29 protein-coding genes and 1 riboswitch are annotated in these 26,589 nt (G+C 59.0%); of the genes, 17 read left to right on the top strand and 12 right to left on the bottom strand.

Annotated elements, in window-relative coordinates; genetic code table 11:
• Positions 1 to 239 precede the first annotated feature (239 nt).
• Together M9827_RS07525 and M9827_RS07520 are read left to right on the top strand one after the other, a co-directional pair.
• Positions 240 to 527, top strand: a complete 288-nt coding sequence (locus M9827_RS07525) for a hypothetical protein (protein ID WP_095049912.1) — start codon at positions 240 to 242, stop codon at positions 525 to 527.
• Position 528: 1 nt separating this feature from the next.
• Positions 529 to 957 (top strand): hypothetical protein, encoded by a 429-nt coding sequence (locus M9827_RS07520; protein WP_250604738.1) that lies wholly within the window; start codon positions 529 to 531, stop codon positions 955 to 957.
• Positions 958 to 1,068: 111 nt separating this feature from the next.
• Here the strand turns inward: M9827_RS07520 and M9827_RS07515 are convergent, their stop codons facing one another.
• Positions 1,069 to 2,076: an NAD(P)-dependent oxidoreductase gene (locus M9827_RS07515; protein ID WP_250604736.1), complete on the bottom strand. Its 1,008-nt coding sequence runs from the start codon at positions 2,074 to 2,076 to the stop codon at positions 1,069 to 1,071.
• 492 nt (positions 2,077 to 2,568) lie between these two features.
• Here M9827_RS07515 and M9827_RS07510 point away from each other — a divergent pair, with 492 nt between their 5' ends.
• Positions 2,569 to 2,931, top strand: a complete 363-nt coding sequence (locus M9827_RS07510) for a DUF6124 family protein (protein WP_250604734.1) — start codon at positions 2,569 to 2,571, stop codon at positions 2,929 to 2,931.
• Between the two features lie 140 nt (positions 2,932 to 3,071).
• Here the strand turns inward: M9827_RS07510 and M9827_RS07505 are convergent, their stop codons facing one another.
• Complete coding sequence (locus M9827_RS07505) at positions 3,072 to 3,827, bottom strand: bestrophin-like domain (RefSeq protein ID WP_250604732.1); 756 nt, start codon at positions 3,825 to 3,827, stop codon at positions 3,072 to 3,074.
• Between the two features lie 205 nt (positions 3,828 to 4,032).
• Between M9827_RS07505 and M9827_RS07500 the strand changes: the two genes are divergently transcribed.
• Together M9827_RS07500 and M9827_RS07495 are read left to right on the top strand one after the other, a co-directional pair.
• A complete protein-coding gene (locus M9827_RS07500) occupies positions 4,033 to 4,593 on the top strand; it encodes a nucleotidyltransferase family protein (protein ID WP_250604730.1) in 561 nt (186 codons plus the stop codon).
• Between the two features lie 100 nt (positions 4,594 to 4,693).
• Entirely contained in the window at positions 4,694 to 5,161 is a 468-nt protein-coding gene (locus M9827_RS07495; RefSeq protein WP_250604728.1) for a thiol-disulfide oxidoreductase DCC family protein, read from the top strand.
• On the opposite strand, the gene M9827_RS07490 is transcribed toward M9827_RS07495, so the two are convergent.
• The 8 genes from M9827_RS07490 to M9827_RS07455 form a co-directional block, all read right to left on the bottom strand.
• Positions 5,145 to 5,636, bottom strand: a complete 492-nt coding sequence (locus tag M9827_RS07490) for a DUF2269 family protein (RefSeq protein WP_250604726.1) — start codon at positions 5,634 to 5,636, stop codon at positions 5,145 to 5,147. The genes M9827_RS07495 and M9827_RS07490 overlap by 17 nt on opposite strands.
• A 1-nt stretch (position 5,637) precedes the next feature.
• Positions 5,638 to 6,765 carry a saccharopine dehydrogenase family protein gene (locus M9827_RS07485; RefSeq protein ID WP_250604724.1) on the bottom strand — a complete coding sequence of 376 codons (1,128 nt, stop codon included), beginning with the start codon at positions 6,763 to 6,765 and terminating at the stop codon, positions 5,638 to 5,640.
• Between the two features lie 189 nt (positions 6,766 to 6,954).
• Complete coding sequence (locus M9827_RS07480; RefSeq protein WP_250604722.1) at positions 6,955 to 8,079, bottom strand: L-dopachrome tautomerase-related protein; 1,125 nt, start codon at positions 8,077 to 8,079, stop codon at positions 6,955 to 6,957.
• A 52-nt stretch (positions 8,080 to 8,131) separates the two neighbouring features.
• Complete coding sequence (gene mdeB, locus M9827_RS07475) at positions 8,132 to 10,795, bottom strand: alpha-ketoglutarate dehydrogenase (RefSeq protein ID WP_250604720.1); 2,664 nt, start codon at positions 10,793 to 10,795, stop codon at positions 8,132 to 8,134.
• Between the two features lie 36 nt (positions 10,796 to 10,831).
• Positions 10,832 to 11,140, bottom strand: coding sequence for a putative quinol monooxygenase (locus M9827_RS07470; RefSeq protein WP_250604718.1), 309 nt, complete (start codon positions 11,138 to 11,140; stop codon positions 10,832 to 10,834).
• Positions 11,141 to 11,167: 27 nt separating this feature from the next.
• Positions 11,168 to 11,821: an oxygen-insensitive NAD(P)H nitroreductase gene (nfsB, locus tag M9827_RS07465; RefSeq protein WP_095049900.1), complete on the bottom strand. Its 654-nt coding sequence runs from the start codon at positions 11,819 to 11,821 to the stop codon at positions 11,168 to 11,170.
• A 54-nt stretch (positions 11,822 to 11,875) separates the two neighbouring features.
• A complete protein-coding gene (locus M9827_RS07460) occupies positions 11,876 to 13,048 on the bottom strand; it encodes an L-dopachrome tautomerase-related protein (RefSeq protein ID WP_250604716.1) in 1,173 nt (390 codons plus the stop codon).
• A gap of 48 nt (positions 13,049 to 13,096) precedes the next feature.
• Positions 13,097 to 14,104 (bottom strand): zinc-binding alcohol dehydrogenase family protein, encoded by a 1,008-nt coding sequence (locus M9827_RS07455; RefSeq protein WP_250604714.1) that lies wholly within the window; start codon positions 14,102 to 14,104, stop codon positions 13,097 to 13,099.
• Positions 14,105 to 14,214: 110 nt separating this feature from the next.
• On the opposite strand from M9827_RS07455, the gene M9827_RS07450 reads away from it, so the two are divergent.
• The 8 genes from M9827_RS07450 (at position 14,215) to M9827_RS07415 (ending at position 21,575) form a co-directional block, all read left to right on the top strand.
• On the top strand, positions 14,215 to 15,108 hold the full coding sequence (locus M9827_RS07450; protein WP_250604712.1) for a LysR family transcriptional regulator: 894 nt from the start codon (positions 14,215 to 14,217) through the stop codon (positions 15,106 to 15,108).
• A gap of 47 nt (positions 15,109 to 15,155) precedes the next feature.
• Positions 15,156 to 15,361, top strand: a riboswitch (cobalamin riboswitch).
• A 91-nt stretch (positions 15,362 to 15,452) separates the two neighbouring features.
• Positions 15,453 to 17,390: a TonB-dependent receptor plug domain-containing protein gene (locus M9827_RS07445; protein ID WP_250604710.1), complete on the top strand. Its 1,938-nt coding sequence runs from the start codon at positions 15,453 to 15,455 to the stop codon at positions 17,388 to 17,390.
• The gene (locus M9827_RS07440; RefSeq protein WP_250604709.1) at positions 17,390 to 17,749 is read left to right on the top strand and encodes a (2Fe-2S) ferredoxin domain-containing protein; all 360 of its coding nucleotides are present in this window, start codon (positions 17,390 to 17,392) and stop codon (positions 17,747 to 17,749) included. The genes M9827_RS07445 and M9827_RS07440 overlap by 1 nt, the downstream gene beginning before the upstream one ends.
• Positions 17,746 to 18,666 carry an ABC transporter substrate-binding protein gene (locus M9827_RS07435; RefSeq protein WP_250604708.1) on the top strand — a complete coding sequence of 307 codons (921 nt, stop codon included), beginning with the start codon at positions 17,746 to 17,748 and terminating at the stop codon, positions 18,664 to 18,666. The genes M9827_RS07440 and M9827_RS07435 overlap by 4 nt, the downstream gene beginning before the upstream one ends.
• A gap of 50 nt (positions 18,667 to 18,716) precedes the next feature.
• The gene (locus M9827_RS07430; protein ID WP_250604706.1) at positions 18,717 to 18,911 is read left to right on the top strand and encodes a PLDc N-terminal domain-containing protein; all 195 of its coding nucleotides are present in this window, start codon (positions 18,717 to 18,719) and stop codon (positions 18,909 to 18,911) included.
• A gap of 301 nt (positions 18,912 to 19,212) precedes the next feature.
• Positions 19,213 to 19,689, top strand: coding sequence for a PA2171 family ribosome-binding persister protein (locus M9827_RS07425; RefSeq protein ID WP_250604704.1), 477 nt, complete (start codon positions 19,213 to 19,215; stop codon positions 19,687 to 19,689).
• Between the two features lie 102 nt (positions 19,690 to 19,791).
• A complete protein-coding gene (locus tag M9827_RS07420; RefSeq protein WP_250604702.1) occupies positions 19,792 to 20,118 on the top strand; it encodes an isochorismate lyase in 327 nt (108 codons plus the stop codon).
• A 56-nt stretch (positions 20,119 to 20,174) separates the two neighbouring features.
• Positions 20,175 to 21,575, top strand: a complete 1,401-nt coding sequence (locus M9827_RS07415; protein WP_250604700.1) for an aminotransferase-like domain-containing protein — start codon at positions 20,175 to 20,177, stop codon at positions 21,573 to 21,575.
• Here the strand turns inward: M9827_RS07415 and panB are convergent.
• A complete protein-coding gene (gene panB / locus M9827_RS07410; protein WP_250604698.1) occupies positions 21,572 to 22,387 on the bottom strand; it encodes a 3-methyl-2-oxobutanoate hydroxymethyltransferase in 816 nt (271 codons plus the stop codon). The genes M9827_RS07415 and panB overlap by 4 nt on opposite strands.
• A gap of 295 nt (positions 22,388 to 22,682) precedes the next feature.
• On the opposite strand from panB, the gene M9827_RS07405 reads away from it, so the two are divergent.
• The 3 genes from M9827_RS07405 to M9827_RS07395 all read left to right on the top strand — a co-directional run bounded on the left by M9827_RS07405 (position 22,683) and on the right by M9827_RS07395 (position 25,349).
• Entirely contained in the window at positions 22,683 to 23,105 is a 423-nt protein-coding gene (locus M9827_RS07405) for a bleomycin resistance protein (protein WP_250604696.1), read from the top strand.
• A 52-nt stretch (positions 23,106 to 23,157) separates the two neighbouring features.
• A complete protein-coding gene (locus tag M9827_RS07400) occupies positions 23,158 to 23,640 on the top strand; it encodes a GNAT family N-acetyltransferase (RefSeq protein WP_250604694.1) in 483 nt (160 codons plus the stop codon).
• 167 nt (positions 23,641 to 23,807) lie between these two features.
• Positions 23,808 to 25,349, top strand: a complete 1,542-nt coding sequence (locus M9827_RS07395) for a methyltransferase regulatory domain-containing protein (protein WP_250604692.1) — start codon at positions 23,808 to 23,810, stop codon at positions 25,347 to 25,349.
• A 120-nt stretch (positions 25,350 to 25,469) separates the two neighbouring features.
• Here M9827_RS07395 and M9827_RS07390 read toward each other — a convergent pair whose 3' ends face one another.
• Positions 25,470 to 25,937 (bottom strand): anti-virulence regulator CigR family protein, encoded by a 468-nt coding sequence (locus tag M9827_RS07390; protein ID WP_250605460.1) that lies wholly within the window; start codon positions 25,935 to 25,937, stop codon positions 25,470 to 25,472.
• Between the two features lie 126 nt (positions 25,938 to 26,063).
• On the opposite strand from M9827_RS07390, the gene M9827_RS07385 reads away from it, so the two are divergent.
• Entirely contained in the window at positions 26,064 to 26,519 is a 456-nt protein-coding gene (locus tag M9827_RS07385; RefSeq protein WP_250604690.1) for a VOC family protein, read from the top strand.
• Positions 26,520 to 26,589: the final 70 nt, after the last annotated feature.

Here is a 26,589-nt window from a genome sequence, read left to right as displayed (position 1 = left end):
CCCCCCCCCCCGAGCGAGCAAAGCAAATGACCCGGGGTGTATAAGCCGAGGACCTAACGCACGGTGACTGCACCTGATTACTGGCTGACTAACGGAAGACCTAGCGTAAGAGGAGCGCCATCTATTTGCTATCATCCTGATGCTTTTTTGTGGCCGAATGCGCGAGCGACACGCCCACGTAGCGTCTCGCGCTGGCCACCGGCGGTCCGGCAATTCGACTATTCATGTAAGGCACGTTAATGATCTCCGAATTGGCAGTCTCGAATCTTTTAGGGCCATGGCGCGGGGATGCCCATACCGGGCTGATGCAACGCTGCAAGGAGTCATGGGATACACCGCTAGTGCATTTGAGCGATCTGATGGTCGCTACTTTTTTGAATCAGAATATCGCACCCGAACACCTGTTAATCGAGGCAAAACACCGCATCGAAGTGCGGGAAAGAGATGGCTCCGAATACTTCGACGGCCAGCTTCTCGAAGCGATGGAAAATGTGAGATCTCGGGGGCTGGATTTTTCTGGAGTTTGATATGGGGTTCTCCTCCACGCTATGGGCTTGGTACGGCCAGAATGAGTACAAGCAGGTTCTTGCCGTGTGCGAGGCCATCGAGGCGCTTGGGTTTCTGGCTCAAGCTTCGGACATACAGCAGGCAACTATCCCGGATTGCCCCGCCTGTGAAGTCTGGTCCGAGATGATTCTCCCGATAGAAAAGGTACTTTCAATCTGCGGCAGTGGGCTATCGGAGGACGTGAAGAGCCGGCTGGAAGACATTTGGGAGCGATGCAATAGCCTTACTGAGGCCGCATTTCACTGTAATGATCGCCTGATCTTTGATCACGCAGAATGGATGCCCATCAGGACACGAGCCACCGAGTTGCTGGTTTTAATGGAGTCGACGGAAATCCATCCATTCCTGGGTGACGTGCTATTGGACTGTAAAAAGTTGCTCTCGGAATAATTCGGTGAGTCTTTCAGGCGCACCAAAACGGTTTTACGTTTCAACCGTTGAGTGAATGCGCATCACCGCCGACCTGAATGAGCGGCAAGTCGGCGGTGCTGCGCAGAACGGTTACTGCACTCGCAGTTCCAGCAGTTCACCACCCTCTTCACTCAGACGCTGCAGATATGCACCGGCGTCAAGCAACTGATAAGGAAAGTAAAGACCTGCCGGAGTCGGCGGCTGACCATCCAGACCGAGCAATCGCTCGAGCAACATGGCGACGCTAAGGCCCGTCAACGCTGCAGCGCCTGCCGGGTGAACGAGGGCATGCCGGGTGTGCAACGGGCGCCCTTGGCGATCCTCACCCAGCAGTTCGATAAGAATCTCGGTCGACATCGGCCGTCCCGCGCGCCGTGAAGAACTCACCCCGCTGGCGAGATTGAACTGCACATTCGGTGCATCGGTGGCCGCCGCCAGCCCAGCGACATCGATGGACGAGAAACCGCTGGCTTGCATCGGCGTACCGTCCAGCGCTCGGAAATTGACTGTCTTATCCTGCCCTTCGCGCCAGATGTAATCGCCTTCGCGCCGAGTCAGGGCGGCGGGCAACATTTTGCTCAAGTGTTCGAAATCCTTGGCCACGGTGGGCCCGCCGCCGTCCTGCTCGTCGACCAACGCATCAATACGAATATCGCGCACCCGGGCAAAGGCCTCGGCAAGGTGCAACACCGCCACAGTCGTCGCGCCTACCATCCACTCATAACCCAACACGATGGGCGCCGCCTCAGGGCGATGGATGTAGCTCGCGATTTGCGGCGCTATCTCGAAAATGCCGGAAGAAATGCTCAGGTGCGGCACCTTGCGCCTCTGCGCGAAACGCAGCCCGACAAGAGAATGATCCATATAAAAAACCGCCACGGCACTGACCGGTCGATCACCCAGCCCCAGGTCATCGGCAGCCAGGTCAATGACCACGCCCTGCGCCCCGCCCATTTCCTCGGCGGCTTGCTCAGCCTTGGCCAGGTCTCGGCCGCCGATCAGCAACGGGACGCCGGGATAAGCAGCACGCAACGCTTCGGCAGAACGGTGGCCAATGGCGCCGGAACCGCCCAGGAACAAAATCGGATGAACTGACATGGGTATCCTTCCTCGTCTTTTTTGGGTTGCAACCTAGTGTTGGTGCGTGCCCTGTCGTGAGGGTTCCCGGCCATTGCCTGAGCTTGAAAGTAGACCGACGAATGTCATTTTGAACGGCGTGTTGATGCGGCGTGTTTAGGCGTTTTTCGTAGTTGTTTAAAAGACACGTCGCGTTACTTGCTTGAGGCTACAACGTCTTGCGTCATTACCTACGACTACGCCAGAATCCGCCGGCTTGTGCGCCTCAAGGGCCACCGGTAACTTGGTTCGCGTCACTGAATCCCAGTGATCGGGTTTAGTAGCCCGTGGTAAATGAAAGTGCACAAGCGTCCATTGGAAGGTATTCACTTACCTGCACTTGATGGCGGCTGTGCGTAGGGTGCCCTCGGGCGCGCCGGCTTTCTTCTTTTCCCCGGTCTACTAACCTGCGTACAGCTGCCACCCCCTGTTTAGTAGCTCGGAGCGGCGGCCACCCAACAGGAAAAAGAAGAAATGTTCAAGATCACGCCAAATCCGCCGGAAACAGATCCGGCCTCCCCGTATGAATCATCCGACTCAAAGAAATTCCACGAAGCCGCCGAACGCGCACTCGATCACTACCTCAAACCCGCCGACCAGATAATGGCCACACCGTACCGCCCCAGCACGATGTTCCAGGCCAACCCGAAAACCGCAACAGAGGAATTACTTGTCAACGCCAGTGAGTCGCTGGGCTCTGCTTCGGTGATGTTGGGCAATGTGATCGCAATGGTGGAAGGTCCGGCGCGCAAGACGCTTCAGTGCATTGCGCAAGTGGTAATGCTGGGAGAATTGGCGGTGAATCAAGCGCTGGATAATGTCGTGCCGGTAGATTGAGGGGGAATCCCTTTGTGGCGGCGGTCTGGCTGCTGTCACAAAGGGATCGAATTTGCATTTTGCGTCGGTTTCGGCCAGAAGCGAACTTCCTGTGGTCCGCTTCGAGACTACGACGCAAAACGCCAGCGCGCCACGCGCCCCTAAAGCTGCATGACTGCGAGCGCCCTGCGCAGGGGCTCGTCGGATATCTGGATAGGACCATGAAATGGCACGTCCATGTCCAAAACAAGGTATACGGACGCCGCAATGAGTAATGACGAGATGATGAACATTCCTATCACCATCGAATTACGGGGCGCGCGGTATCCAAAACTGGCGAAAATGAGCGTCAACCAGGCAACTAGCATCCCAATAAGCGGGCCAGGAATCGCTCCCTCGGATTGCTCTACGATCCTCCAGCGTTGCTCGATGAGCGAATGATATTGCTGACGAATATCCTGAAGCATCGTTTCATGGTAGCGGTCCGGGGGTTTGATAAGAGCCAAAGACTTGCCTATATCATCCAGGTATTTAGCCGCCTGGCTGTTACGATGCTGCAGCGCCTCGTCTCCCCGATACGGGGTCTCGATAGCGCGTTCAAGATAGGTGATCAGACGATTTCGCGTATCTTGCGCCGCATCGCCATAGCCCCGCAGTGTCCGATCAAAAATGATCATGCTGGTTGCATACCCATGGAAGTTTGCATCAATGGACTCGAAAGTGTTTTTGGCAGAATTGATCATCAAGCCAAAGACCAGCGATGTCATAACCACAAAAATATTGGCTACCAGACGAATGACGGCGTTGGTTTCGTCATCCCTGTGGTGGGATGCCAGCTTCGGGTACCACTGCATCATGAGAAGCGAGGCAGCAACGAGGCACGCAAAAATGGCCAGTGCGATCCAGAGAGAGTTCATACATCAGCGCCCCGATCAATTTGAGTCAAGTCTTGAAGGATAGACCGTTGGGTTCTCTCCGAATTCTGCTCGGCAGATACTGAGTTTGCAGTTCGGGAATGACCCCAATACTGGTTTGAACGCCAGCGCTGATCATCGGTAGATATGGGTAGTCGATGTCCACGCTCGCACCCAAGCAGTCACTGGATGTAATAGAGAACACGCGATGAAGCACGAATCACAACTAAAGGCTCTGCTAACTCACGACCCTGTAAGGATGAAAATCCTGCGCATCGCTCGCGATCTGAACTTGCCTGACTGCTGGATCGCCGCCGGCTTCGTGCGCAGTCTGGTATGGGACCACCTGCATCAACGCAAGCCTTCCGCGCTGCCCGATGACATTGATGTCATCTGGTACGACCCGGCACATGCCGATACACCAACGGATTCGGCTTTGGACAGAAAACTGTCGGGCCTGTGTAGTGAAGTGAACTGGTCTGTAAAAAATCAGGCGCGAATGCACCTGCGCAATGCCGATGTCCCTTATCGATCGGCGGCCGATGCAATGACCTGCTGGCCTGAGACTGCCACGGCCGTAGCTGTCAGGCTTGATCACCGCGATGAGATAGAAGTTTTGGCGCCGTTGGGACTGGAAGATCTGTTCTCGCGGGTGGTGCGGCCCACAGAACGATTCCGAACCGAAAAACATGCCATGTTTCTGGAACGCATTCGTGTCAAAGGCTGGCGTGAGACTTGGCCCGATTTGATCGTTGTTACCGATCGCTGAGGTTCACGCCCCAATCCGGTTTGTGCCACAAGCGGCCTTTCGCAGATAGCCCCTTCTGAGGCTATGATCGCAATACTCCAGCCTATCCCGAACAACGCCAATGCCCACCCCAAAAACCCGCCCAACCCCCGCCCCGCTCCTCAACCCCGGCGAATCCGTGGTCCTGTTCGATGGCGTGTGCAAACTCTGCAACGGCTGGGCACGGTTCCTCATCCGCCACGATCATCAACGTCGCGTGCGTTTGGCAGCGGTACAATCGCCGGAGGGACAGGCCTTGCTCGCGTGGGCCGGCCTGCCGGTCGATCAATTCGACACCATGGCCGTCATCCGTGACCGTCACTACTGGGAACGCTCGGACGCGTTCTTCGAAGTCATCAGCCAACTACCCGCTCGCTGGCAGCCACTGCGGTTGCTGCGCATCTTCCCGCGTGGCCTGCGCGATTGGGCTTACGACCGCATCGCGCTTAACCGCTACCGATTGTTCGGCAAGTACGACACCTGCCTGCTGCCCACCCCGGATCATGAACAGCGTTTTCTGAAAACAACGGCACCTACGTCAACAAGCTGAACAACTGCAGCGGTGTCATCTTCGTCACCATCATCAGCACGATGACAAACATCCCGGCAAACCCGAGCACGCCCATCCACAACCATTGGCGGTATACGCCCTGGTATTGCTCATCAAGCCCCGCCCCCGCTGCGCTCGCACTCGACGCCATGACGTAAAGCCGCTTCTGCAGGAGCAACACCGGCAGCCACAACGAGCCAACGCAGAAGAAGATGATCAGCGAGGTCAGCACCCAATCAGTACTCATCGACAACCCTGAAAGCCGCATCAGCAGATAACCGGTGATGATCTGCATAAACCCCGCTGGCGTGGTAATCCACGTGTCGAAGCCCACGACCATGCGCGCGACGTGCGCGATCACTTGCGGGTTGCGCGTGCGGCTGGCGGCGATCAGGTAGAGGTAGGAGCCCATGCCGAAACCGAACAGGAAAATCGCCGCGATGATGTGCAGGTACTTCAGGCACAGATAGAGCATGTCAGTGCTGCCCGTCCGAGAACTGCACGGCGAGGCTCAGGTTGGCCGGGTCGTTGATCGCGGCCATGTATTCGGCGACGCTGATTTCGCCCACGCATGGTCGGGCGCCGGCGGTCGGCACGTAGCCCTGGGCCATTTTCGTGGCCAGGGCCACGGCGGCGCAGCTGGGGATCTCTGGGCCTTTGTCGTTCAGGGCGGTGAGTTGCGCGGTCATCGACAGCGCTTTGCCGTCAACACCAAGGCCCTGCACGTCGATGTACATCGCGCTTTTGCCATCGCCGAAACGCTCGAAACGCGTGCCGAGGCGATGCAGTCTTCCGGCCCACAATGCATGGTCGCGCAGCAGCCCGACTTTCAGTGCCTGAGCCAGCAGACCGTTGGCGATGCCGCCGAGTTTAAGACCGGCGCCTGCCTTGAAGCTCAAGGTCTGCGCGCCATAACGAGCGGCGAAGATGTCCATGTCCGGGACATCAACGTTGGACAGCAATCGGGTGCCCATCTGCGGCATCTTGCGCAGGGTCAGGTCCAGCCAGCCGGAGACTTCATGCACCTTGCCGTTCTTGAGTTGTTTGATCGGTTTGCCGGCGTAAGCGAGTACGCCTTCGATGGTCGACAGGCCCGGCATTTTCGCCGAGGAAGAAATGCCATGCTCGATCGAGTCAATGCGCGAAAAGCGCTGGCGCTGTTCATCAATGATCGCCGACGACAGGGTTGGCACCGAGCTGCAACCACTGAGGATCGCCACGCCTGCTTGCTTCGCTTGGGCATCAAGCACATCGATGCCGTTGACGAAGGTGCGGCAGTCCGCGAGGTCGCAGTAATTCACGCCGGCGTCGATGCAACGCTGCGCCACCGCATAGGATTGCCCCTGAAACGGCCCGCCGGTGTGAACGACCAACTGAATGTTCAGTGCACGCAAAGCGGCTTCGAACTCCGCGCCCATCGCATCGCCGCACCAGCCTTCGCAGACGTTGCCCGATTGGCTGTTCAGCTCATCGAGTTTGCGCTGCAACTTGCGCGGATCACGGCCGGAGAGCACCAGGCCGATGTCCGGCATCAGCGCCAGATGCCGGCACACGATGCTGCCGAAGTTTCCGTAACCACCGACCACCATCACCCTGAACGGCATGCAATTCTTCCCTAAATCAATCCATCAAACAGGCGGGAAGGATATAGGGCCGGACGTCGGCAAGCCATTCAATCAGTTGATCGCCACCCATTTTCGGTACTGCCGGGTGCGCAAGGTATGTCCTGATTGTTGCACGAGCAGCGCGCACAGCGGTGACCCTGCTCCAGTGGTGTACGGTTACCTGCCACCCTACCGTTTGGACAAACGGAACACCGTCATCGGCCATTGCACCCGCGTCGTGCCGTCATTGAACAGACCGACACGATCCATTTGTGCAGCAGGCAGCCAGAGTGTGCCGTCGCGATCAAGAAACGGCGCATCGACCCAATGCAAGCGTGGGTCGACGATCAACGTCTCGATACGCCCATCAGGCCGGCGAACCCGTATGGCGTCTTGAGCCAGATCGGAGAAGTACAGATTGCCACTGGCATCCATCACGGTGCCCCCGGTGGGTGGCAGGTCAGCAAAGGGTTCAACGCGGCTGGCGAGTTGCGCAGGCGTCAGTGCAGAAGCGGTCAGATCAGCGATTCGAACCTTGGACCATGGGCCTTGCAGCGGCCCGAAATACAGCCATTCGCCGTTCGGACTGACCTCCAGTGGATCGGCATTGACACGAAGCGCAGTACCGTCCGGCGCCTTGAGCGTTTGGCCGCCGAGCACAATGTTTCGCTCATGGCCGGCCGTCACCGAACGATGCCCGTTCAGCACCCGTCTGGCGTCACCGCTGACGAGATCAAGGACGATGATGCCCGCGTTACCGGCGTCAGTCAGAAAGGCATGCTGGCCCTCAAAACGAACGTCATCGATGTAACTGCCAGGACGGGCGACTTCAGCAGAAAACGAATAACTTTGCACCACACGCTTTTCAACCAGATCGATGGCAACAAGTTTGGCGCCACCGGGTACAGGATTTCCGCCAAAATCCGCCGCCCCGGTGTCCACGACCCACAACACGGACTTTTCCAGGCGCAAGGCATTGATATTCACAAACGCCTTGCGCGGATCTTGCCCCGGCCCCCAGGCATTCCAGCTCGGGTCCGGGAAGGCCGAGCGCTGGCCCTGAGCATTGAAAACGCTGAGTTGCGAACCACTGCCGCCTGTCCAGCGAGGACCGGCAACATAAGTCTGACCGTCGAAACGGGCCACTGCGTTCCAGATCTGTTCGTTGCTTTGCAACGCAACCTCCAGCACCGGAGGTTGCGGGGACTGGCTTGCACACCCGGCCAGCACGGCTGCGAGCAGCAGCCCACATAACGAGGCGCGTGCGACTTTTACAGGCATGACGCCGAATTCGAAAAAAGTACCGAACGACATGGATCTGCCTCTGAGGTTGGTTGATGAAAGAAGCAACACGCGACGTGAAAGCTCAGCAGTTCCAGGGGGCTTCGGCGTCGGCGTCGATAGCGTATTTCGCCCGAGCCTGGGCATGTGCCTGCGGATCGACCGAAGCCAGCGCCGCCAAAACGATGTGATAGCGATCCACTTCAAAGAAGCTGCGCAACGCCGAGCGTGTGTCGCTGCGTCCAAATCCGTCGGTGCCCAGGCAGATGCACGGCGCCTGTAAATACGGCGCCACCAATTGTGCATAGGCACGCACGTAATCACTGACCGCCACGACCGGAGCGTTACCGGGCAGACAATGCAGCAGGTGACTCTGGCACTCGACATCGCCGCCGAACACTTGCTGGCGCTGTACCTCGCGGGCATCACGGGCGAGTTCGGAAAAGCTGGTCACACTCCACACTTCGCTGCTGACTTGCCACTCTTGATCCAGCATGTGCGCGGCGGCGATCACCTCGCGCAGAATCGCTCCCGAACCCAGTAAACGAACCGCCGGTACCTCCTCGCCATAGCGGGCATAGAGGCGCATGCCGCGAATCACGTCCGCGTGTTCGTCTGGTTCAAGTGAGGCCTGAACGTAGTTCTCGTTGGTTACCGTCAGGTAATAGAACTCATCCTCTTGCTGCTCAAGCATGCGCCGGGAGCCATGGTCGATGATGACCGCCGCCTCGCTGGCAAATGCCGGATCGTAGGCGCGGCAGTTGGGCACAGTGGCCGCCATCAACTGACTGGAGCCGTCCTGATGCTGCAGTCCTTCACCGGCCAGCGTTGTGCGCCCCGAAGTGGCGCCGATCAAAAAGCCTCTGGCGCGCTGGTCGGCCGCCGCCCAGATCAGATCGCCAATGCGCTGAAAACCGAACATCGAGTAGTAGATGTAGAACGGCAGCATCGGCTCGCCATTGACGCTGTAGGACGTGGCCGCAGCGATCCAGGAAGAAATCGCACCGGCTTCGGTGATGCCTTCTTCGAGCAGTTGCCCATCGGTGGACTCCTTGTAATAGAGCAGCGCGCCGGCATCTTCTGGCTCGTACAACTGGCCGACAGATGAATAAATCCCGATCTGCCGGAACAGATTTGCCATACCGAATGTGCGCGCTTCATCGGCGACAATCGGCACAATGCGCGGCCCTAATTGTTTGTCCTTGATCAGATTGGTGAACAGTCGCACCACCGCCATGGTCGTCGAATTTTCACGCTCATCGGCCTTCAGCGCAAAACAGCCATAGCTGTCGAGCGGTGGCACTGTTATTGGTGCAGCCACACCGTTGCGCTTGGGCAGGTAACCGCCGAGTGCCCGTCGTTGCTGATGCAGGTATCGCAACTCGGGGCTGTCGTCGGCCGGTTTGTAGAAGCGCATTTGTGCCACGGCCTCATCATCCAGCGGCAAGGCGAAACGATCACGGAATGCCTTGAGCATCTCGATATCGAGTTTTTTCTGCTGGTGCGAGGTATTGCGCGACTCGCCGATCTGGCCCATGCCGAAACCTTTCTTGGTTTTGGCGAGCACCACGGTCGGCCTGCCCTTATGCTTGCGCGCGGCCTCGAACGCGGCATGCAACTTACGAAAGTCGTGACCGCCCCGGCGCAACGCGTCGATCTGCTCCGGGCTCATGTCTGCAACCAACGCCTGCAACTGCGGGTCCTGGTCGAAGAAATGGCTGCGGTTATACGCACCGTCATTGGCCCCCAGATTCTGGTACTCGCCATCCACCATCCCGGCGAAGTGGCGCAACAGTGCATGGCCGTCATCGCGGGCAAACAATGGGTCCCAGTCCGAACCCCACAACACCTTGATCACATTCCAGCCGGCGCCGCTGAACAGTGACTCCAGTTCCTGAACGATTTGCCCGTTGCCGCGTACGGGTCCGTCGAGACGCTGCAGATTGCAGTTGATCACGAAGGTGACGTTATCGAGATTCTCCCGCGCTGCCAGCGAAAGCGCAGCGATGGACTCCGGCTCGTCCATCTCGCCATCACCAAAAACGCCCCAGACATGCCGCCCCTCCGTCGAGGCAATCCCTCGGTGCTGCAAATACCGCAGGAACCGTGCCTGGTAAATCGCATTGATCGGGCCAATACCCATTGAGCCCGTGGGAAACTGCCAGAAGTCGGGCATCAACCAGGGATGCGGATAGGAACACAATCCGCCACCCTTCACTTCTTGCCGGTAACGCTCCAGTTGCGACGCCTGCAAACGCCCTTCAAGAAAGGCCCGCGCGTACACCCCGGGCGCAGAGTGCGCCTGGAAGTAAACCAGATCACCCCGCCCGGCTTCGCTGTCCGCACGGAAAAAGTGATTGAAGCCGACCTCGAAAATTTCCGCCGCCGACGCATAACTGGCAATGTGACCACCCAATTCGCCATAGGCCTTGTTCGCCTTCGCCACCATGGCCAGGGCGTTCCAGCGAATGATCGAAGTGATGCGCTCCTCCATCACCAGATCCCCGGGATAAACCGGCTGCTGTTCGAGCGCAATGGTGTTCTGGTACAGCGAATACGCACTCGCCGTCGTTTGCACGCCGAGACGGCTGGCCTGCTCGGCCAGTCGCAGCAGCAAGAACCGCACGCGCGGTCTGCCACCTACTTTCGCGACACCTGCCAAGGCTTCCAGCCACTCATTGGTTTCAATGGCATCGATGTCTTCGTAAACCGGCGTCACGTGGGTTGGCCGTTGCGCGTTATCTTTCATGGCAGAACATCCTGACAGGTTGCGTGGACGACTGGATCAGTTCGAGACGTGCTCGAGAAATATCAGTTGCAGCGGCTCTTCCAGCAGGTCATCCGCCACGGCGGCAAAGCGCTTGAAGTAAGGCATGGCGAAATGCGCATCCAGTGCCGCCTGATCCTTGAAGGCCTCGCGCATGTAGAACGTGCCGCGCTGGTCGCGCAGTTCAAACAACACGTAATCGAGATTGCCCGGCTCTGCGCGTGTCGGCTCAACCAGCGCCAGCAAGCCTTCTTTCAAGGCCTGCTCCTGGCCTGACCTGGCCTTGAGCACGGCAATCGAGATCAATGTTTCTGTGGACTGGCTCATCTTCAATACTCCAGGGACCGGTTGCATTCAGAGAAAGGTAAACAGCGACTGGGACGGCAAGCGGGACTTGGGCAGGCCTGCGTTGAAGTCTTCGCTGCTGTGATAGCCGAGGCTCACCACGACCAGACTGGTGAACCCCTGTTCGCGCAAGCCCAGTTCACTGTCGAGGACTTTGCTGTCGAAACCTTCCATCGGCGTCGCGTCGATACCCAGCGAGGCGGCACCCAGCAGCAATGTGCCCAGCGCGAGGTAGGTCTGCTTTTCCATCCAGTGCTGCAGGTCTTTCTGATCGAAGCGATGCAGATCGACAAAACCGCGCCGTCCACGCTCCTGCCCTGCTCGCGCCTCGGCATTGTGAAAACGCCCGTCCATGGCTTCCTGAGCCAGCAACGCCTGCAGGTATTCCTCCGGCAGATGCGTGCGAGTGCAAAAGACGATGACGTGCGACGCGTTGAGTATTTTCGGCTGATTGAAGCTGAACGGTCCCTGAGTACTGTGGGCGATTCGGGCCCGGCTCTGATCACTCTCGGCAACCACGAAATGCCAAGGCTGGGAGTTGACCGACGACGGACTGTTACGCAGTTGTTCCAGCAGTAACTCCAGTGTGTGCCTGGGAATCTTGCGGTCGGCATCGAAAACTTTTGTGGTGAATCGGCGCTTGGCCAGAGAAACGAGATCCATGATTGAACTCCTGATCTGAAAAGTGAAAACGTAAACCTCAATGCCGCTTGGAAATCAGCGCGTCGGTGCCGGCGCTGCGTCGATCTTCAGACGCATCAGGCTGTAAGGTTTTTGCCGCTGATCCTGCCCGGAACGGAATGCCGCCTGGCGGTGCAACTGGTTGGCGATGAAATACAGATAGCCGTCGGGGCCAATCGACAATGTGTCTGGCCAGAGCAGGCGCGGGTCGTGTACCAGCGTTTGCCATTGGCCGTCCGGCAGGCGTTTGCGGATCGCGTTGTGCTCGTAATCGCCGGCATAGATGGCGCCGGCGGCGTCAGCCTCCAGACCATCGGACGCGCCCTTCTCCCCCAGATCCTGCACGGCGGCCGTCAGTTGCTGTTCACTGAAGTTGGCATCACGCAGCAACGCGGTGGACACCGAATACAGGTGCCGACTCGACAGCGGCGTGAAATACAGCGTCTTGCCGTCCGCCGACAGCGCGATGCCGTCCGAGGCCACGCCCAGCGGTTTGCGCTTGCCGTCCGGACTTTCAACGGTGAGTGGCAGGCCTTCAACCACCGGAACAAAAGTCGGGTCAACCGAGGTTGCCGGCACACCGCTCAAACGGCGCATTGCACTGCCGCTGGCGATGTCCATGACGATGATTGCGCCCGGTCCGCGCAGGGACGAGTCAGTGAGATAGACCGTACCCTCTGGGCCTTTGCGAAAGTCGAAACGCATGTCGTTGACGTAGGTACTCGGCAACATGACGTTGTCCGGGAACACCAGACGCTTGACGATCTTGTTGCTGACCAGATCCACCGCGATCAGCTTCGCGCCTTTGGGTTTTGGCTCTGCGAAACCCGGTGCGGCGGTATCGAGCAACCAGACACGGCCCCGCCCGTCGGCCACCACGCTTTGTACGCTGATCAGACCATCACTGGGATCGTTGAGGTTTTCCTGGTTGATCGCCGCGTTCGGGTAAGCCACGACTTTGCCGTCGCGGATCTCGCCCACGGTGAACGGCACGTTGTCGCCCCAACGCGGGAAGTTGACGAAGATTCGCCCGGTCTCGGTGACGGTCACGCCGGTGGGCATCGCGTCGTAGAACGCATGGACCTGTTCAAGCTTGCCGAACGATCGGTCGGCGGGGGCATCAGCCGGCAACGCGACGGCGCTGATTGCATGGGCGAACGGCGCTGCCATGACCATGGCCAATGCAGCAGAAAGCTTTTTCATACGCATGAGCTGCTCCTGACCGGCCCGCGTGCAGGCCCGTCTGAATGAGTGAAATCAGAAACCTTCGAGAACCAGTTTGCCTCGGGCCTTGCCGCTCTCGACCAAGGCATGGGCACGGCGCATGTTTGCCGCGTTGATCGCGCCAAAATGTTCACCGACCGTCGTTTTCAAAATGCCTTGGTCAATCAGATCGCTGACGCGATTGAGCAGGTGATGCTGCTCGATCATGTCCGGGGTTTCGTACAGCGAACGGGTGAACATCAGCTCCCAGTGCAGCGACAGCGACTTGCGCTTGAGCGGCATCACGTCGAGGCTCTCAGGATCGTCGATCACGCCCAGACGCCCTTGTGGTCGAAGCACTTCGATCAACTGGGCAAAATGCTGCTCGGTATGGGTCAGGCTGGCGACATGGCTGACCTCGTCGATGCCCAGTGCCTGCAACTGTGCGATCAACGGCTGACTGTGATCGATGACGTGATGCGCGCCCAATTGCCGGACCCAGTCAGCCGTTTCCTGCCGCGAGGCGGTGCCGATGACGGTAAGTCGCGTCAACTGTCGGGCCAGTTGCACCAGCATCGAACCGACGCCGCCCGCTGCACCCGTGATCAACAGGCACTTGCCCTGCCCTGAACCCTCGGTGACACCGAGACGGTCGAACAACAGTTCCCAGGCGGTGATCGACGTCAACGGCAATGCCGCCGCATCCGCTGCAGTTAATGAACGCGGTTTGTGCCCGACGATTCGCTCGTCCACCAGGTGAAATTCGCTATAACTGCCGGTGCGGGCAAGGGAGCCTGCGTAGAACACTTCGTCGCCAGGCTGAAACAGCGTCACTTCAGCGCCGACCTCGCGGACGATGCCGGCGGCATCCCAGCCGAGGATTTTCGGTTCTTTGGTGAAAGTGCCGGCGCGCACTTTGGTATCGACCGGATTGACCGACACTGCTTGAACCTCTACGAGCAAATCCCTTGGGCCGGGCGTCGGCACCGGGAGGTCGATGTCCTGCAACGACTGCGGATCCTCAATGGGCAAGGCGTGTTGTGTGAAGGTGATGGCTTTCATGGAAACTCGCTGTCTGAAGAGCTGATGTGCTCGCTTGTCGCCATCTTCGACTTCCCAAGCACAAAGAAAAACCAGCAGAATGCGCCAACACTTTCACTGCAGGAGTGAAAATGATCCGCATTGATGATCTTGGTTTGTTCACCCGCAGCGCCGCGCTGGGCAGCTTCACCGCTGCCGCCCTTGAGGCGGATTTATTGCCCGGTCAGGTTGCCGCGGCGATCAAGCGACTGGAGCGTGAGCTGGACGTGCGCCTGTTTGCGCGCACCACCCGCAGCCTGCGATTAACCGCCGAGGGCGAGCAATACTTGCCCACCGCCCACTCGGTGCTGGAGGCGCTCAAGCAAGGCAAGGAAAACCTGCGCGGTGAAACCGCCACGTTGCGTGGCGTGCTGCAAGTGACGGCGCCGTCGGATCTGGGGCGCAACATTTTGCTGCCGTGGCTCACGCTGTTTCGCCGCCAGCACCCGGAGCTGACCTTGCGATTTTCCCTGTCGGACCAGATGGCCGACTTGTTTCGTGACCCGGTAGACGTGGCGATTCGATACGGCTCGAATGAAGATGCCAACTACGTGGCGCTGCCGCTGGCACCGTGGAACCGGCGAGTGCTGGTCGCCGCACCGGAATACGTGGAGCGCCACGGATACCCGCAAACGCCGGTCGATCTGCACAACCACCCTTGCCTGCTCTACCAGCAAGGTGGCCGGATCTACGACAAGTGGAGCCTTGGCAGTGAAACGATCCAGGTCTCGGGACCGCTGTTCAGCGACGACGCCGACATCGTGCGCCGCTGGGCGTTGAGCGGCGAAGGCATCGCCAACAAATCCTGGCTGGACGTCAGTGCAGACGTGATCGCAGGACGACTGGTCGTGCTGCTGAAGGATTTTCCCGGCAATGCCTCACCGTTGAGCCTGGTGTGCCCGCATCGCAAGCAGATCACCCCGGCGGTGTCTCAGCTTTATACGTGGTTGAGTGGCCAGTTTGTCGCTCTGGAACGCATTCAATAGACTTCCTCCGTTGGTTGACACATTGACGAGACGCTCGTCGAATGTTCAGATGCCGGCCAGTTTCAGGTGTCCCATGCCGCCGTGCATGGGGTGAAACGGGAAACCGGTACGTTCTTTTCGAACAAGTCCGGTGCTGCCCCCGCAACGGTATGCGCGTGATGCTTTCAATACACCACTGTGGCCACACAGCCATGGGAAGGTGAAAGCCTCGATACGCGCGAGCCCGGAGACCGGCCTGGAAAGTGTTTGGCAAAATCCTGCGGTGGGCGGGCATGGGCCGGTATTGGCTGTGCGCGATGCCTTCTCTTGCATGCTCTTCTGCGAAGATCCTTTTCGAGAAGACAATGATTCGACCTTTCTACACCTCGGCTCCAACGTTCTTGTGCGGCTGCCTGTTCAGCCCTGTGCTGCTGGCCGACGACGCGCCACTGCAACTCAATCAGCAAATCGTTTCTGCACCGTCGGTGGAGTCCACCACCGTCGCCGACATGGCCAGATTCGGCAGCAAGGTCGAGATCGTCAGCCGCGAGCAGATCGAACGCGCCGGCCCCAGCGCCGATGTCAGCCGCGTGATGCAGATGTTCATTCCCGGCTTGTATGTCGCGCCGAAAAACGGCCCGTTCGACTACGGCACCTATTCGCTGCTCGGCGGGCGCAACGACGACACGCTGATCCTGCTCGACGGCGTGCGCCTGAACAATCGCCTGTACGGCGGCCTCTATCTGGACACCCTGCCGGCCAACGCCATCGAGCGCATCGAAGTGCTCAAGGGTGGCCAGAGCCTGTTGTTCGGCACCCAGGCCGTGTCCGGCGTGATCAATATCGTCACCCGCAGCCCGCAGTCGCGCAAAGCCTCCGGCGAGGTGAATCTAGGCGTCGACAGCTTTGGCGGCACCACCGAAGACGCCCGCGTCGAGAATATCTTCACCAACGGCTTTGGCGATCTCGGTCTGCTGGCGTACGTCAGCCACAACGTCTCCGACGGTTACCAGCCGTACCGCAACCGCGACCTGAAGAACGTCAGCGAGAAAAAGCGCGCCTACGAAGTCACCACGTTCGGCGGCAAGGCGATTCAGTCGTTCGAGGATGATGCGCGGCTGGAACTGTTCTACCAGTACGCCGACGCCAACCTCGACTTCGCCCGCCCGCTGGACAATCACCAGACCAACAACGACCGCGTGCAGCAGATCGCCACAGCGACCTTCGAACAAACCCTCAATGAACGCCTGAGCTACTTCGTCAAAGGCCATATCAACGACTGGGACACACGTTATACCCGCGTCAACAACGTCAATGGCAGCGGCACCAGGGTCATTAATCACAACGACTATTGGGGCTTCACCGACTGGGGTGTGCAGGCCGAAGGCAAGGCTCAATTGCCCGGCGGCCATGTGCTGGTGTTCGGCACCGACAATCAATGGTTCAAGGGTCAGGACGATGTGTTGATCATCGACAACGACAAGGCCGAAGCCCACGCGTTCTACACGCAACTGCGGCCGCAAATCGACGCCCTGCCCGACTGGCACCCGAGCATCGGCGTACGTCACGAAGCCATGAGCGGCGGCGACGGCGCCACGGTCGGCATGCTCACTTCGCTGTATGACCTCAACGACAACTGGTCGGTGCGCGGCCAATACGGTAGCGCCTACAAACTGCCGAACGCCGAGCAACTGTTCGTCAACGAGCCGGGCGACGAGATCGGCAATCGCAACCTGAAGCCGGAAAAAAGCCGCAACGCTGAACTCGGTGTCGACTACAAAGGCTTCTTGCTGGACCGTGAATTCAGCGCCAGCGTGACCCTGTTCAAACGCAAGATCGATGACCTGATTACCCTTGACGACATTCACTGGGTCAACGGTGAAGGCCTGGTGCGCATGCGTGGTTTCGAGGCCGACGCCAAGCTCGCGCTCAACGATCGGTGGAGCCTGCAAGCGGACATGACCCGCAACCTCACCGAATCGCGCAGCGGTGTGACCCTCAACGATATCCCGAGCTTCTTCGCCCGCTCGCGGCTGGGCTATGAATCGGAAAACCGCCTGTGGGGCGCCGGCGGTGCGATCCGTTACATCCGCGACATCAAGAGTTCCAAGCAAGTCGAATACGGCAATTATTCCGTGGTCGACGCCGACGCTTATCGCTACCTCGACAATGCCCACCAGCACCGCGTGAGCCTGCTGGTGGAAAACCTCTTCGACCGTGATTACGTCACCAGCCGTTCGAGCAACGTCGATAACCTCGGCCGGCCGTTCACCTCCGAAGTGCGCTACACGTACCGCTTCTGATGAGTGAGATCACAACCGTCGACGGCGTCGACACGCACCCGGACTGGTCGCAAGTGCCCGAGCATGCGCGCCATGTATTCGTCTGCACCGGCCCGCGCTGCACCCAGCGCGGCGCCTTGCAGTTATGGAAAACCTTGCGCCGGCATTTGCTGACACACGATCACATCGAGACGCCGTGCGGGGTCTTGCTGACCCGCACGCACTGCCAGTTTCCGTGCAATCTGGGGCCGATTGTGACGGTGTACCCGGAGCGCTGCTGGTATGGCGTGCGCAGCCATGAAGATGTGCAGCGGCTGGTCGAGGGACATCTGGTGGGCGGTGAAGTGGTTGCGGATTTGCTGATCAAGGCGCAGGTATGAGATCGATCCTGGTGGCGCTTGCCGCCCTGCTCTGCGCAATGCCCGTACTCGCCGACAGTTACCGCAATTGCGGCGAGCAATGGGACGCCGTAAAGCCTTCGCGCATCGTCGCGCTCAATCAGCATGCGGCCGATATCGTCCTGGTGCTGGGCGCCGGGCCAGCGTTGGTCGGCGTGGCCTATCTGGATGACACCGCTGCCGCTCAGCAGCCATCCGAGTATTTCGGTGTGCCGGTGATCGCGCGGCAGTACCCGGCCAGCGAAGTCCTTTATGCACAAAAACCGGATCTGGTGATCGGCGGGTTTGCCACAGCGTTCGGCGACGGTGTGACCTCGCGTTCGGGGCTGGCGCGCAATGGCATCGCGTCCTATTTGCTCGAGTCGGCCTGCAACGGGCATTCGCTGGATTACTTCGCGCAAGTTCGCAGTGACTTGCTGACCTTGGGCAAATTGCTGCACAAACAGCCACAGGCGCAGCAGTTGAGCGAGGCCATGGACGCCGATCTCGCCAGCGCCCGGGCCTTGGGCGCCACTGGCCAACCGCTGTCGGTGTTCTATCTCGACAGCGAGGTCAAAGGCCTCGACAGCGAAGGTCAACGCGGCTTTGTCACCCAGCTGTTGGCCGCTGCCGGTGCGCGCAATGTGTTCGCCGACATCAACCTTTATCGAGTAACCGTGAACAGCGAAACCCTGCTGGCCAGCGATCCCGACGTGATCCTGCTGGCCGACGCCGACTGGTCACCCGCCAGTCGCAAACGCGATCTGCTGAGCCACGACCCGGTACTGTCGCAACTGCGCGCGGTGCGGGAAAACCGAATGATCGACATCCCCTTCACGCACCTGCTGCCGACCTTCAACAGCGGTCGGGTCGCTCTGGAACTGGCCCGCCAGCTCAATGCCCTGAACAAAAATAAATGAACCCGCCGCCCCCCACGCCACCTAACGCACAGACCATCAGGAGGTAGCCAATGCAAATCGAAACCGTGTGGATCGTACTGGCGGCAGTTCTTCTGCTTATTGAACTCTGGGCCATCAATCGGGTGCGCAAGAGCGAGGGCAAAGCGAGCAATAAAGGCGTGTGGATTGTGCTGATCGTGTTTGTGCCGTTGTTCGGGTTGATTGCCTGGGCGTTGGCGGGGCCCAAGCACGTGGTACCGCAGTGAGCGTCAACGACAAGTCTTGAGTCTGCGCGGGCATTGATTGCCCGCGTTGTTTTTGAGGTCAGCGGTAGAACGGTGACAGCAGCATACCCCGCTTCGGCGCCTCGGCTGTGAACTGCAATGGTCGCACGACACACGTCATGCAGGCTGCATGAAGGCAGTTTGCCTAAGGCGCTGCAAGCCTTTGAAGCCGCAGCATTTTTCCGGATCGATAAATTGGCATGGCAAATGCCACAGGTTCAGAGCATTCACAGCGCCGTGAGAAAACGGCCTGTGTTCACTCCGTGACAGCCGAGGAACCATAATGAACGCCATCGACCTTCTCAAAGCCGATCATGTAAAAGTCAAAGACATCCTCAGCCAACTCAGCGACTCGACGGAGCGGGCGCTGAAAAAACGCGTGGAACTGTTGGGTAAACTGGAAATGGAAATCACCATCCATACCCGGCTCGAAGAGGAAATTCTTTATCCCGCGTTCAAGGAAGTAGGCGGCAAGGAACAGGACATCATGTATTTCGAGGCCAAGGAAGAGCACCGCACCGTCGACTCACTGGTGCTGCCTGATCTGAACCAGACCGATCCGGGCACCCCGGAATTTTCCGGCCGGGTAAAAGTGGTCAAGGAATTGCTCGAGCACCATATCGAAGAGGAAGAAACGGAAATGTTTCCTCAAGCAAAAAAACTCCTGGGCAAAGCCAAACTGGACGAGTTAGGCGCGCAGATGGAAGCCATGAAGGCCAGTTACAAGAAAGAAATGGCTGCCGGAAATATGGCCGCTTAAACCGTTGCCCGTGCCCAAGCCCGGCTTCGGCCGGGTTTTTTCTGATTGCTCAAATCACCCGCCCTGCTGCACGATCAGCCGTCGCCAACAGGGAATGTTGAAATGGAACAGAAAGCGCCTCAGCGAATCCAACCCGCCGACTGTGCGGACATGCAAGATATTCGAAGTGAAATCGACCGACTTGATCAAGCGGTGATCAAACTGCTGGGCAAGCGTTTTCAATACGTACTCGCGGCCTCGAAGTTCAAAACCTCGGCGACCTCAGTGCGGGCACCGGAGCGTTTTCAGGCGATGTTGGCAACCCGTCGCGACTGGGCCGAAAACGAAGGTTTGAATGCAGACGCCATTGAGAAAATGTACCGCGACCTGGTCAATCACTTCATTGCTGAAGAGATGAAGCACTGGGCGGCGGCACAGACGGACAGCTGACTGCTTTGGCACAATCGTCCGTTTGCTCCGAAGGCAGACAATCAAGGAGAACAGCATTGACGACGCCACCCAAGGACGCGTTCGCCTATCAGGAGGTCTACCACTACCTCCTCGGCCTGATCGAGGCGGCCAGTGGCACGACTGAGCAGAAACTGCCGTCCCTGCGACAACTGGCCCTGCGCCTTGGCGTTTCGGTCTCGACAACCAAATACGCCTATGCACTGCTCGAAGACGAGGGCCGGATCCACGCCAGAGCCAGGTTTGGCTATTTCACCCGGTCGATGCCGGCGGCACCTGTGGCGGCCAGCTCCGGCAATCTTCTCGACAGCGTCTTCGCCAGTGCCCGTCAGCCCGCCATGCTGGCGCTGAGCAGCGATGCCCCGGCGATGTTGCTGTCGCTGCAGGCGCCGTTGTTGCTGATGGAGCGCGAACTGACCCGCCAATATCCGCACGCCCACACGCCGCTCTATCAGCCGCTCGGCGAGCCTGAATTGCGCGAAGCCCTGGCGGAGCGTTACACCCGTTCCGCGCACAGCCACTGGCAGGCCGACCAGGTGTATATCGGCGCGGACCTGCGCAGCGTGCTGGAATTGTCGCTCAGCGCATTGAACCTGGGCGGCAGCGTAGCGCTGGTGGAATCGCCCTGCTCATGGGCGATTCTGCGCCAATTGCAGGCGGCCAATATTCGCGTCATCGAAATGCCCCTCGACGAAGACGGCTGCTTCAACCTGCCCGCGCTGAACGAACTGCTCACACGCGAACCGGTACGCCTGGCGGTGCTCTCCTCCACGGTGAATATTCCCCAGGGCCAGTTGATGCCGGCGCAGGATAAACAGCAGATCTGTGACTGGCTGGCCGAGCGCGATATCTGGTTGTTTGAAAACGATACGTGGGGCGAGTTGAGTTTCTCCGATTCACCCGCGCGCTATCGCGATTTTGCCGACCCGGACAAGCTGTTGGTGCTCTCGACATTCGACAAACTGATTGGCGGAGAAGCGCCGTACGGCTATGTGCTGTGCCGTCAGCATGCATCGCAATTTCATCGATTATTTATGCAGCGTGGATTTCGCCTCTCACCCGTTCGGCAGAAAGCAATTGCCAGACTCTACAGCTCCAGGCGCATCGACCAGCACCTGACCACCCTGCGAGCGATGTTGTTCAAGCGCATGCAACAGCTGCAAATCTTGCTGGAAGAACACGGCAACGGCCAGTGGCAGGTGGTCGTCCCGCAAGGTGGTGCGAGCTTCTGGCTCAAGGCTGTGCGGCCGATCGACATGCAACGGGTGTTCGAGCGCCTGCTGGCCGAACGAATCGTCATCGCCCCCGGCGAAATCTTCAGCCAGCAAGGCGCCTGGAAGCAGTACCTGCGCCTGAGTTACACCCTCGACTGGGACAAGGACATCGGCCACGCGGTGAAACGCCTGGCGCAGGCGATCACCGAAGAAAACCGCGCTTAAAGTCCATAGCAATGCCGTGCTTCAGGAAACCGGCCATGGCGCACATCCTCGGCAAACTGCGCACACGCCTCGCTGATCACCGCGCCGACATCGGCGTACCGTTTGACGAAACGCGGCTGATGCTCACCGCCCAGGCCGAGCACGTCTTCGGTGACCAGCACCTGCCCGTCGCAGGCCGGTGAGGCGCCAATGCCGATGGTGGGCATTGGCGAGTCCAGCGTGATCTGCCGTGCCACGCCTTCGGCCACACCTTCGAGCAACAGGCTGAAAGCGCCTGCGTCGAGATTGGCTCGCGCATCTTCGGCAATCACTGCGCCGGTTTCAGCGGTCAGGCCCTGGGCCTTGAAGCCGCCCATGACATTGACAAATTGCGGCATCAGCCCGACATGCGCCATAACCGGAATTCCGCGCGCCACGAGAAATTCGACAGTGGACGCCAAGGCCTTGTTTGCCTCCAGCTTCACCGCGTCGCAACCGGTGCGCGCCAGCACCTGAGCGCAATTTCGAAAGGCTTGCTCATTGGATTCCTGATAACTGCCGAACGGCATGTCGGCCACCACACAGGCCAGGCGCGTGCTATCGACCACCGCCCGCGTGTGGCCGATGATTTCTTCGAGCTGCATGCTCAGTGTCGAGGGGCGGCCATAACCGACCATGGCCGTGGAATCACCGACCAGAATGAAGTCGACGATCGGGTCGATCAGTTTGGCAATACTGCTGGAATACGCCGTGAGCGAGACGATTTTCTGTTGGCCTTTCATGGCAACCAATTGCGGTACGGTCAGGCGTTTGGTGCGGGTATGCTGGCTCATGGGCGGCTCCTTGAGACAGCCGTCCGTAAACAACAAATGTTGTCGAAATCAACGCGAAAATCTTCCATACAGTGCTCAATTCCAAAGGTTTCGAGCGGTCGATTATTCGCCTGACGTAAAAACATTCAATGCACAGATTTGCGTGAAAAAGCGACCCAGGTGCGGCCTGCTTCGTTGAAATGCACACAGGATCCGGGGTGCATTATTTCGCCGGTTACCGCAGGATGCGACGTACATGCACAGTCCAATCGATAAGTTTTGATCTCGGGCTACAACTCGAAACGGAAGTCACCTCATGTTCGAACGCAACAAACTGGTCCCGGAATTGATGGTGACCGACCTGCAAAACAGCCTGGTGTTCTGGGTGTCTTGCCTGGGGTTCAGCATTGCTTATCAGCGGCCCGAAGACGGTTTCGCCTATCTGGATCTGAATGGCGCGCAGGTCATGCTCGAACAGGTTGATCCGCACGCCGGTCAATGGTTGACGGCACCGCTGAGCAAGCCCTTCGGACGAGGTATCAACCTGCAGATCGACGTTGTGGCAGTCGCGCCGATCATCGGTCATCTCGGGCAGGCCGGTTTTTCGCTTTACCGTGATTGCCAGGACACCTGGTATCGCGCTGACAACGTTGAAGTCGGCCAGCGCGAATTCATCGTTCAGGATCCGGATGGTTATCTGGTCAGACTGGTAGAGCGCTTGGGTGAGCGCGCAATTTGAGCTTTATCCCGACGTAACGCTACGTTTCCCGAACAACACAGGAGCGCCATTCATGGAAGAAGTCATTACTTACCGAACCGCCACCGCCAACGATGCTCTGGCGATGTGCGATCTGGGCCAATTGCTCAACTCGGTCCACCACGCCGCCCGCCCCGATATCTACGCTGCCGCCACCGAAGACGTTGCCCGCGACTTGCCGCACTGGTCCGGCGTATTCGAAAAGCCTGGTCAGATCGTCTTCATCGCCAGCACCGGTGAACGGCCCGTCGCGTTCATTACCGCCAACCTGTCCGCCAGTTCCGGCCCGTTGATGCAGCCGCAGAATGTGGTGCGCATCGGTTCGGTGTGTGTCGCCGAACCGTTCTGGGGCAAAGGTATCGGTCGTACGCTGATTCAACGCGTCAAGGACTGGGCCATCGCGCACGATGCGCAGGATTTGCGCCTGACGGTATGGCCCTTCAACGAGCGCGCGGTGCGCATGTATGCCGAGTTCGGGTTCGAGACCCGCGCCTTTGAGATGGGCATGCGTTTGTAAGGACCGGGCAACGCCGACCATGAGTAAACCCTGCGAAATTTCCGCATGAACCCTATCGAATGGTTGGATCCTGCCGACAACATGCTGGTGGCCTGCGCAAGACTGAACGACGCACGTCCATCCCTTTTTAAGGGCCACTTTCCATTACGACTCAAGAGGCTGCACCCATGAGCAATGCCTGGAACGAAGGTTATTTCACCGACGAAGGCTACACCTACAGCTATAGCCGGGAAATCAATCCGGTATTCCAGCGTTACTGCCTGTTGTTGCGCGGCGTTGCCGGTCTGGACCATCCCGACGGTTATCACTGCGAACTGGGTTTTGGTCAGGGTGTGTCGATCAATATCCACGCCACGGCGAGCCCTGCAGGCTTCGTCGGTACGGACTTCCACCCCGGTCAGGCGGCCCATGCCATTGAGCTGGCGGAACTCAGCAACAACGGCGCAAAACTCTATGACGACAGCTTCGAGCAACTGCTGGCGCGTCATGATTTGCCGCAGTTCGACAGCATCAGCCTGCACGGCATCTGGACCTGGGTCAGCCGTGACAACCAGAAGCTGATTGTCGAGTTCGCCCGGCGCCACCTCAAACCGGGTGGTCATCTGTATGTCAGTTACAACGCATTCCCGGGTTGGTCGCCTGCCGCGCCGTTGCGCCAATTGTTCAGCCTGCACGACCGCTTCGCCAATCACTCGACGCGGGCGGATCAGCGCATTGACGCCGCGCTGCAGTTTTCCGAAGCGCTGCTGGCGGCCAACCCCAAGTACGCCATTGCCGCGCCAAGTCTGGGCGCCCGACTGCAGACCATCAAAGGTCAGGACCGCCAATACGTCGCTCACGAATATTTCAATCGCGACTGGAACTGCATGTACTTCGCCGACATGGTGGATGCGCTGGCCCCGGCCAAGCTTGATTTCGTGACGACAGCAGTACCGATGGATTCGGTCGATGTACTCAATCTGAGTGCCGACGCCCTGACCTTCCTCGACAGCATCGAGCACCCGGTGATGCGCGAGCAGGCACGTGACTACTTCGTCAATCAGTCGTTCCGCCGCGATCTGTACGTGCGTGGTGCCAACCGACTCTGCGCCGCCGAGCGCCGGTCGCGCATGCTCAATACGCGATTTGTCCTGATGCAACCGGCAGAAACCGTAGCGTCCAGCGTCACCGGCCCCGCTGGCGAAGCGTCTTTGCAAGCGGAAATTTACGGCCCGCTGCTCAATGCACTCGCGGGCCAGACGTATGAAGCCCAAACGATGCAACAGTTGCTCGATGCGGTGTCGCCAATCGCCTATGACGATCTGGAACAGGCCATCGCCATCCTGGTCAGCATGGGCGCGGTAGCCCCTTGCCAGAGTGAAGCCGCCGAGGCGCGGGTATACGAACGCTGCGCCGCGTTTAACCTGCAACTGTGCAAGCGCGCGCTGTTCAACGCCGACATTCAGGTGCTGAGCAGCCCGGTCACCGGTGGTGGCGTCATGGTGAGCCGCTTCCAGCAACTGTTCCTCATTGCAATCCGCCAGGGCAAACAGCACCCGGCGGAGTGGGCGCAACTGGCGTGGAGCGTCATCGCCGAACAAAACGAAGTGCTGGTCAAGGACGGCCAACCGCTGACCACTGCCGAAGCCAACATCGCCGCGCTGACCGAGCAGGCCCAAGTCTTTGCCGAGCAATCGTTGATCGTGCTGAGTGCTTTGAAAATCGTCTGATCGAGGTGAGTGGCGCGCAGTGGTACAGGCAGGAAATCTGCGGCCACTCGCGCCAGCAGCACACACCACTGCTGGCCATCAAAAACCCCACGGTCAACGGCGAGATCTCATAAGGGTGCCTTAATCAAACGCCCCGTTCAGCACCTCGTATATCAGACCGGTTGCCAGCGCGACCAATATCAAGTCCGTGCCCGCCTGCTGCCATTCGTAGCCATCGTAATGTGGCAGATGACCAACCAGGCGCCCATCGAGCTTTTTGGCGATACCGGGCGGCAGTGGTTTTCCGCGCGCAAGGTTCTTTTGAACCCCCGGTGGCAGCGAAGGGCCCGGGCTCCAGTAATCGCGATAGCCGCCAACAATCCCGAGCACATTGCCGCGATCGATGCTGGGGCCATGACTCCAGTCACCACCAGAATTGTTGCCCTTGTTGCCGTTACCTTTCTGGTTACCGTGGCCCTGCACATTCTGCGAATTACCCTTGCCATTGCCCTGGCCCTTTCCATTACCGGGATCAGCCAATGCCATCGCCGAACTGACCACCAGCGCAAGGGAAGTAATCGTTGCAATCAATGTGCGTGACTTGATCATGCGGCGCGCCTTCATGGTGGGTTGCTCCTGTGTCATCTTGACGTTACACATCAGCTTAGTTTATTCGGACTAGCCGCTCGTCGATTACAACCCAGTCCATCGACACTGCCTGACAGGAGCTATTTCATGGATTTGAAATTCAGCCACATCGACGTATTGGTCAACGACCTCGAAGAAGCATGCGCCTACTATGCGCAAATCCTCAAGGCACGAACCTCCACAACGCAGATCTGGAATCGTGGTGGCCTCCACGTGCGCTATGCCGTCGCGCTGATGGGTCAGGAGCGGTTCATGCTGGTCCAGCCACTGGCGGGGAATCTGAAGGAACTGCTGGATACCGTGGGCGAAGGCATGATTTATCGCCATTGCTACACCACCCCGGATATCGAGTTGGCCTACGACGAACTGCTCGCCAGCGGGGTTCAGCCGGAAGACGAGAACGGCCAGCCGTTGACCCGCGAGAACCTGCAATCGCCCTCCGGGGCCCGCATTATCTGGTTGCCCAAACGTTTCGGGCATTTCTCGATCGAGATTCTCGAAGAGAAGGCGCTGGGGGCGTTTGTCGAGGCGGCGTTTGCCTGAGGGTTGTGCGATATCCCTGTGCGTGACTTTATCGCGATGTGAGGAATGGGCATTGCCTTGGCCCGACGCT

The organism is Pseudomonas sp. AKS31, from assembly GCF_023634765.1.
Lineage (GTDB): Bacteria > Pseudomonadota > Gammaproteobacteria > Pseudomonadales > Pseudomonadaceae > Aquipseudomonas.
Note: the sequence above shows the minus strand (reverse complement) of the source record. Positions and strands in the feature narration are given on the sequence as shown.

What these genes read in the sequence shown, in the direction of transcription:
- M9827_RS07525 (WP_095049912.1), top strand. Translation starts at nt 240, where the DNA reads ATGATCTCCGAATTGGCAGTCTCGAATCTTTTAGGGCCATGGCGCGGG.
- M9827_RS07520 (WP_250604738.1), top strand. Translation starts at nt 529, where the DNA reads ATGGGGTTCTCCTCCACGCTATGGGCTTGGTACGGCCAGAATGAGTAC.
- M9827_RS07515 (WP_250604736.1), bottom strand. Translation starts at nt 2,076, where the DNA reads ATGTCAGTTCATCCGATTTTGTTCCTGGGCGGTTCCGGCGCCATTGGC.
- M9827_RS07510 (WP_250604734.1), top strand. Translation starts at nt 2,569, where the DNA reads ATGTTCAAGATCACGCCAAATCCGCCGGAAACAGATCCGGCCTCCCCG.
- M9827_RS07505 (WP_250604732.1), bottom strand. Translation starts at nt 3,827, where the DNA reads ATGAACTCTCTCTGGATCGCACTGGCCATTTTTGCGTGCCTCGTTGCT.
- M9827_RS07500 (WP_250604730.1), top strand. Translation starts at nt 4,033, where the DNA reads ATGAAGCACGAATCACAACTAAAGGCTCTGCTAACTCACGACCCTGTA.
- M9827_RS07495 (WP_250604728.1), top strand. Translation starts at nt 4,694, where the DNA reads ATGCCCACCCCAAAAACCCGCCCAACCCCCGCCCCGCTCCTCAACCCC.
- M9827_RS07490 (WP_250604726.1), bottom strand. Translation starts at nt 5,636, where the DNA reads ATGCTCTATCTGTGCCTGAAGTACCTGCACATCATCGCGGCGATTTTC.
- M9827_RS07485 (WP_250604724.1), bottom strand. Translation starts at nt 6,765, where the DNA reads ATGCCGTTCAGGGTGATGGTGGTCGGTGGTTACGGAAACTTCGGCAGC.
- M9827_RS07480 (WP_250604722.1), bottom strand. Translation starts at nt 8,079, where the DNA reads ATGTCGTTCGGTACTTTTTTCGAATTCGGCGTCATGCCTGTAAAAGTC.
- mdeB (WP_250604720.1), bottom strand. Translation starts at nt 10,795, where the DNA reads ATGAAAGATAACGCGCAACGGCCAACCCACGTGACGCCGGTTTACGAA.
- M9827_RS07470 (WP_250604718.1), bottom strand. Translation starts at nt 11,140, where the DNA reads ATGAGCCAGTCCACAGAAACATTGATCTCGATTGCCGTGCTCAAGGCC.
- nfsB (WP_095049900.1), bottom strand. Translation starts at nt 11,821, where the DNA reads ATGGATCTCGTTTCTCTGGCCAAGCGCCGATTCACCACAAAAGTTTTC.
- M9827_RS07460 (WP_250604716.1), bottom strand. Translation starts at nt 13,048, where the DNA reads ATGCGTATGAAAAAGCTTTCTGCTGCATTGGCCATGGTCATGGCAGCG.
- M9827_RS07455 (WP_250604714.1), bottom strand. Translation starts at nt 14,104, where the DNA reads ATGAAAGCCATCACCTTCACACAACACGCCTTGCCCATTGAGGATCCG.
- M9827_RS07450 (WP_250604712.1), top strand. Translation starts at nt 14,215, where the DNA reads ATGATCCGCATTGATGATCTTGGTTTGTTCACCCGCAGCGCCGCGCTG.
- M9827_RS07445 (WP_250604710.1), top strand. Translation starts at nt 15,453, where the DNA reads ATGATTCGACCTTTCTACACCTCGGCTCCAACGTTCTTGTGCGGCTGC.
- M9827_RS07440 (WP_250604709.1), top strand. Translation starts at nt 17,390, where the DNA reads ATGAGTGAGATCACAACCGTCGACGGCGTCGACACGCACCCGGACTGG.
- M9827_RS07435 (WP_250604708.1), top strand. Translation starts at nt 17,746, where the DNA reads ATGAGATCGATCCTGGTGGCGCTTGCCGCCCTGCTCTGCGCAATGCCC.
- M9827_RS07430 (WP_250604706.1), top strand. Translation starts at nt 18,717, where the DNA reads ATGCAAATCGAAACCGTGTGGATCGTACTGGCGGCAGTTCTTCTGCTT.
- M9827_RS07425 (WP_250604704.1), top strand. Translation starts at nt 19,213, where the DNA reads ATGAACGCCATCGACCTTCTCAAAGCCGATCATGTAAAAGTCAAAGAC.
- M9827_RS07420 (WP_250604702.1), top strand. Translation starts at nt 19,792, where the DNA reads ATGGAACAGAAAGCGCCTCAGCGAATCCAACCCGCCGACTGTGCGGAC.
- panB (WP_250604698.1), bottom strand. Translation starts at nt 22,387, where the DNA reads ATGAGCCAGCATACCCGCACCAAACGCCTGACCGTACCGCAATTGGTT.
- M9827_RS07405 (WP_250604696.1), top strand. Translation starts at nt 22,683, where the DNA reads ATGTTCGAACGCAACAAACTGGTCCCGGAATTGATGGTGACCGACCTG.
- M9827_RS07400 (WP_250604694.1), top strand. Translation starts at nt 23,158, where the DNA reads ATGGAAGAAGTCATTACTTACCGAACCGCCACCGCCAACGATGCTCTG.
- M9827_RS07395 (WP_250604692.1), top strand. Translation starts at nt 23,808, where the DNA reads ATGAGCAATGCCTGGAACGAAGGTTATTTCACCGACGAAGGCTACACC.
- M9827_RS07390 (WP_250605460.1), bottom strand. Translation starts at nt 25,937, where the DNA reads ATGATCAAGTCACGCACATTGATTGCAACGATTACTTCCCTTGCGCTG.
- M9827_RS07385 (WP_250604690.1), top strand. Translation starts at nt 26,064, where the DNA reads ATGGATTTGAAATTCAGCCACATCGACGTATTGGTCAACGACCTCGAA.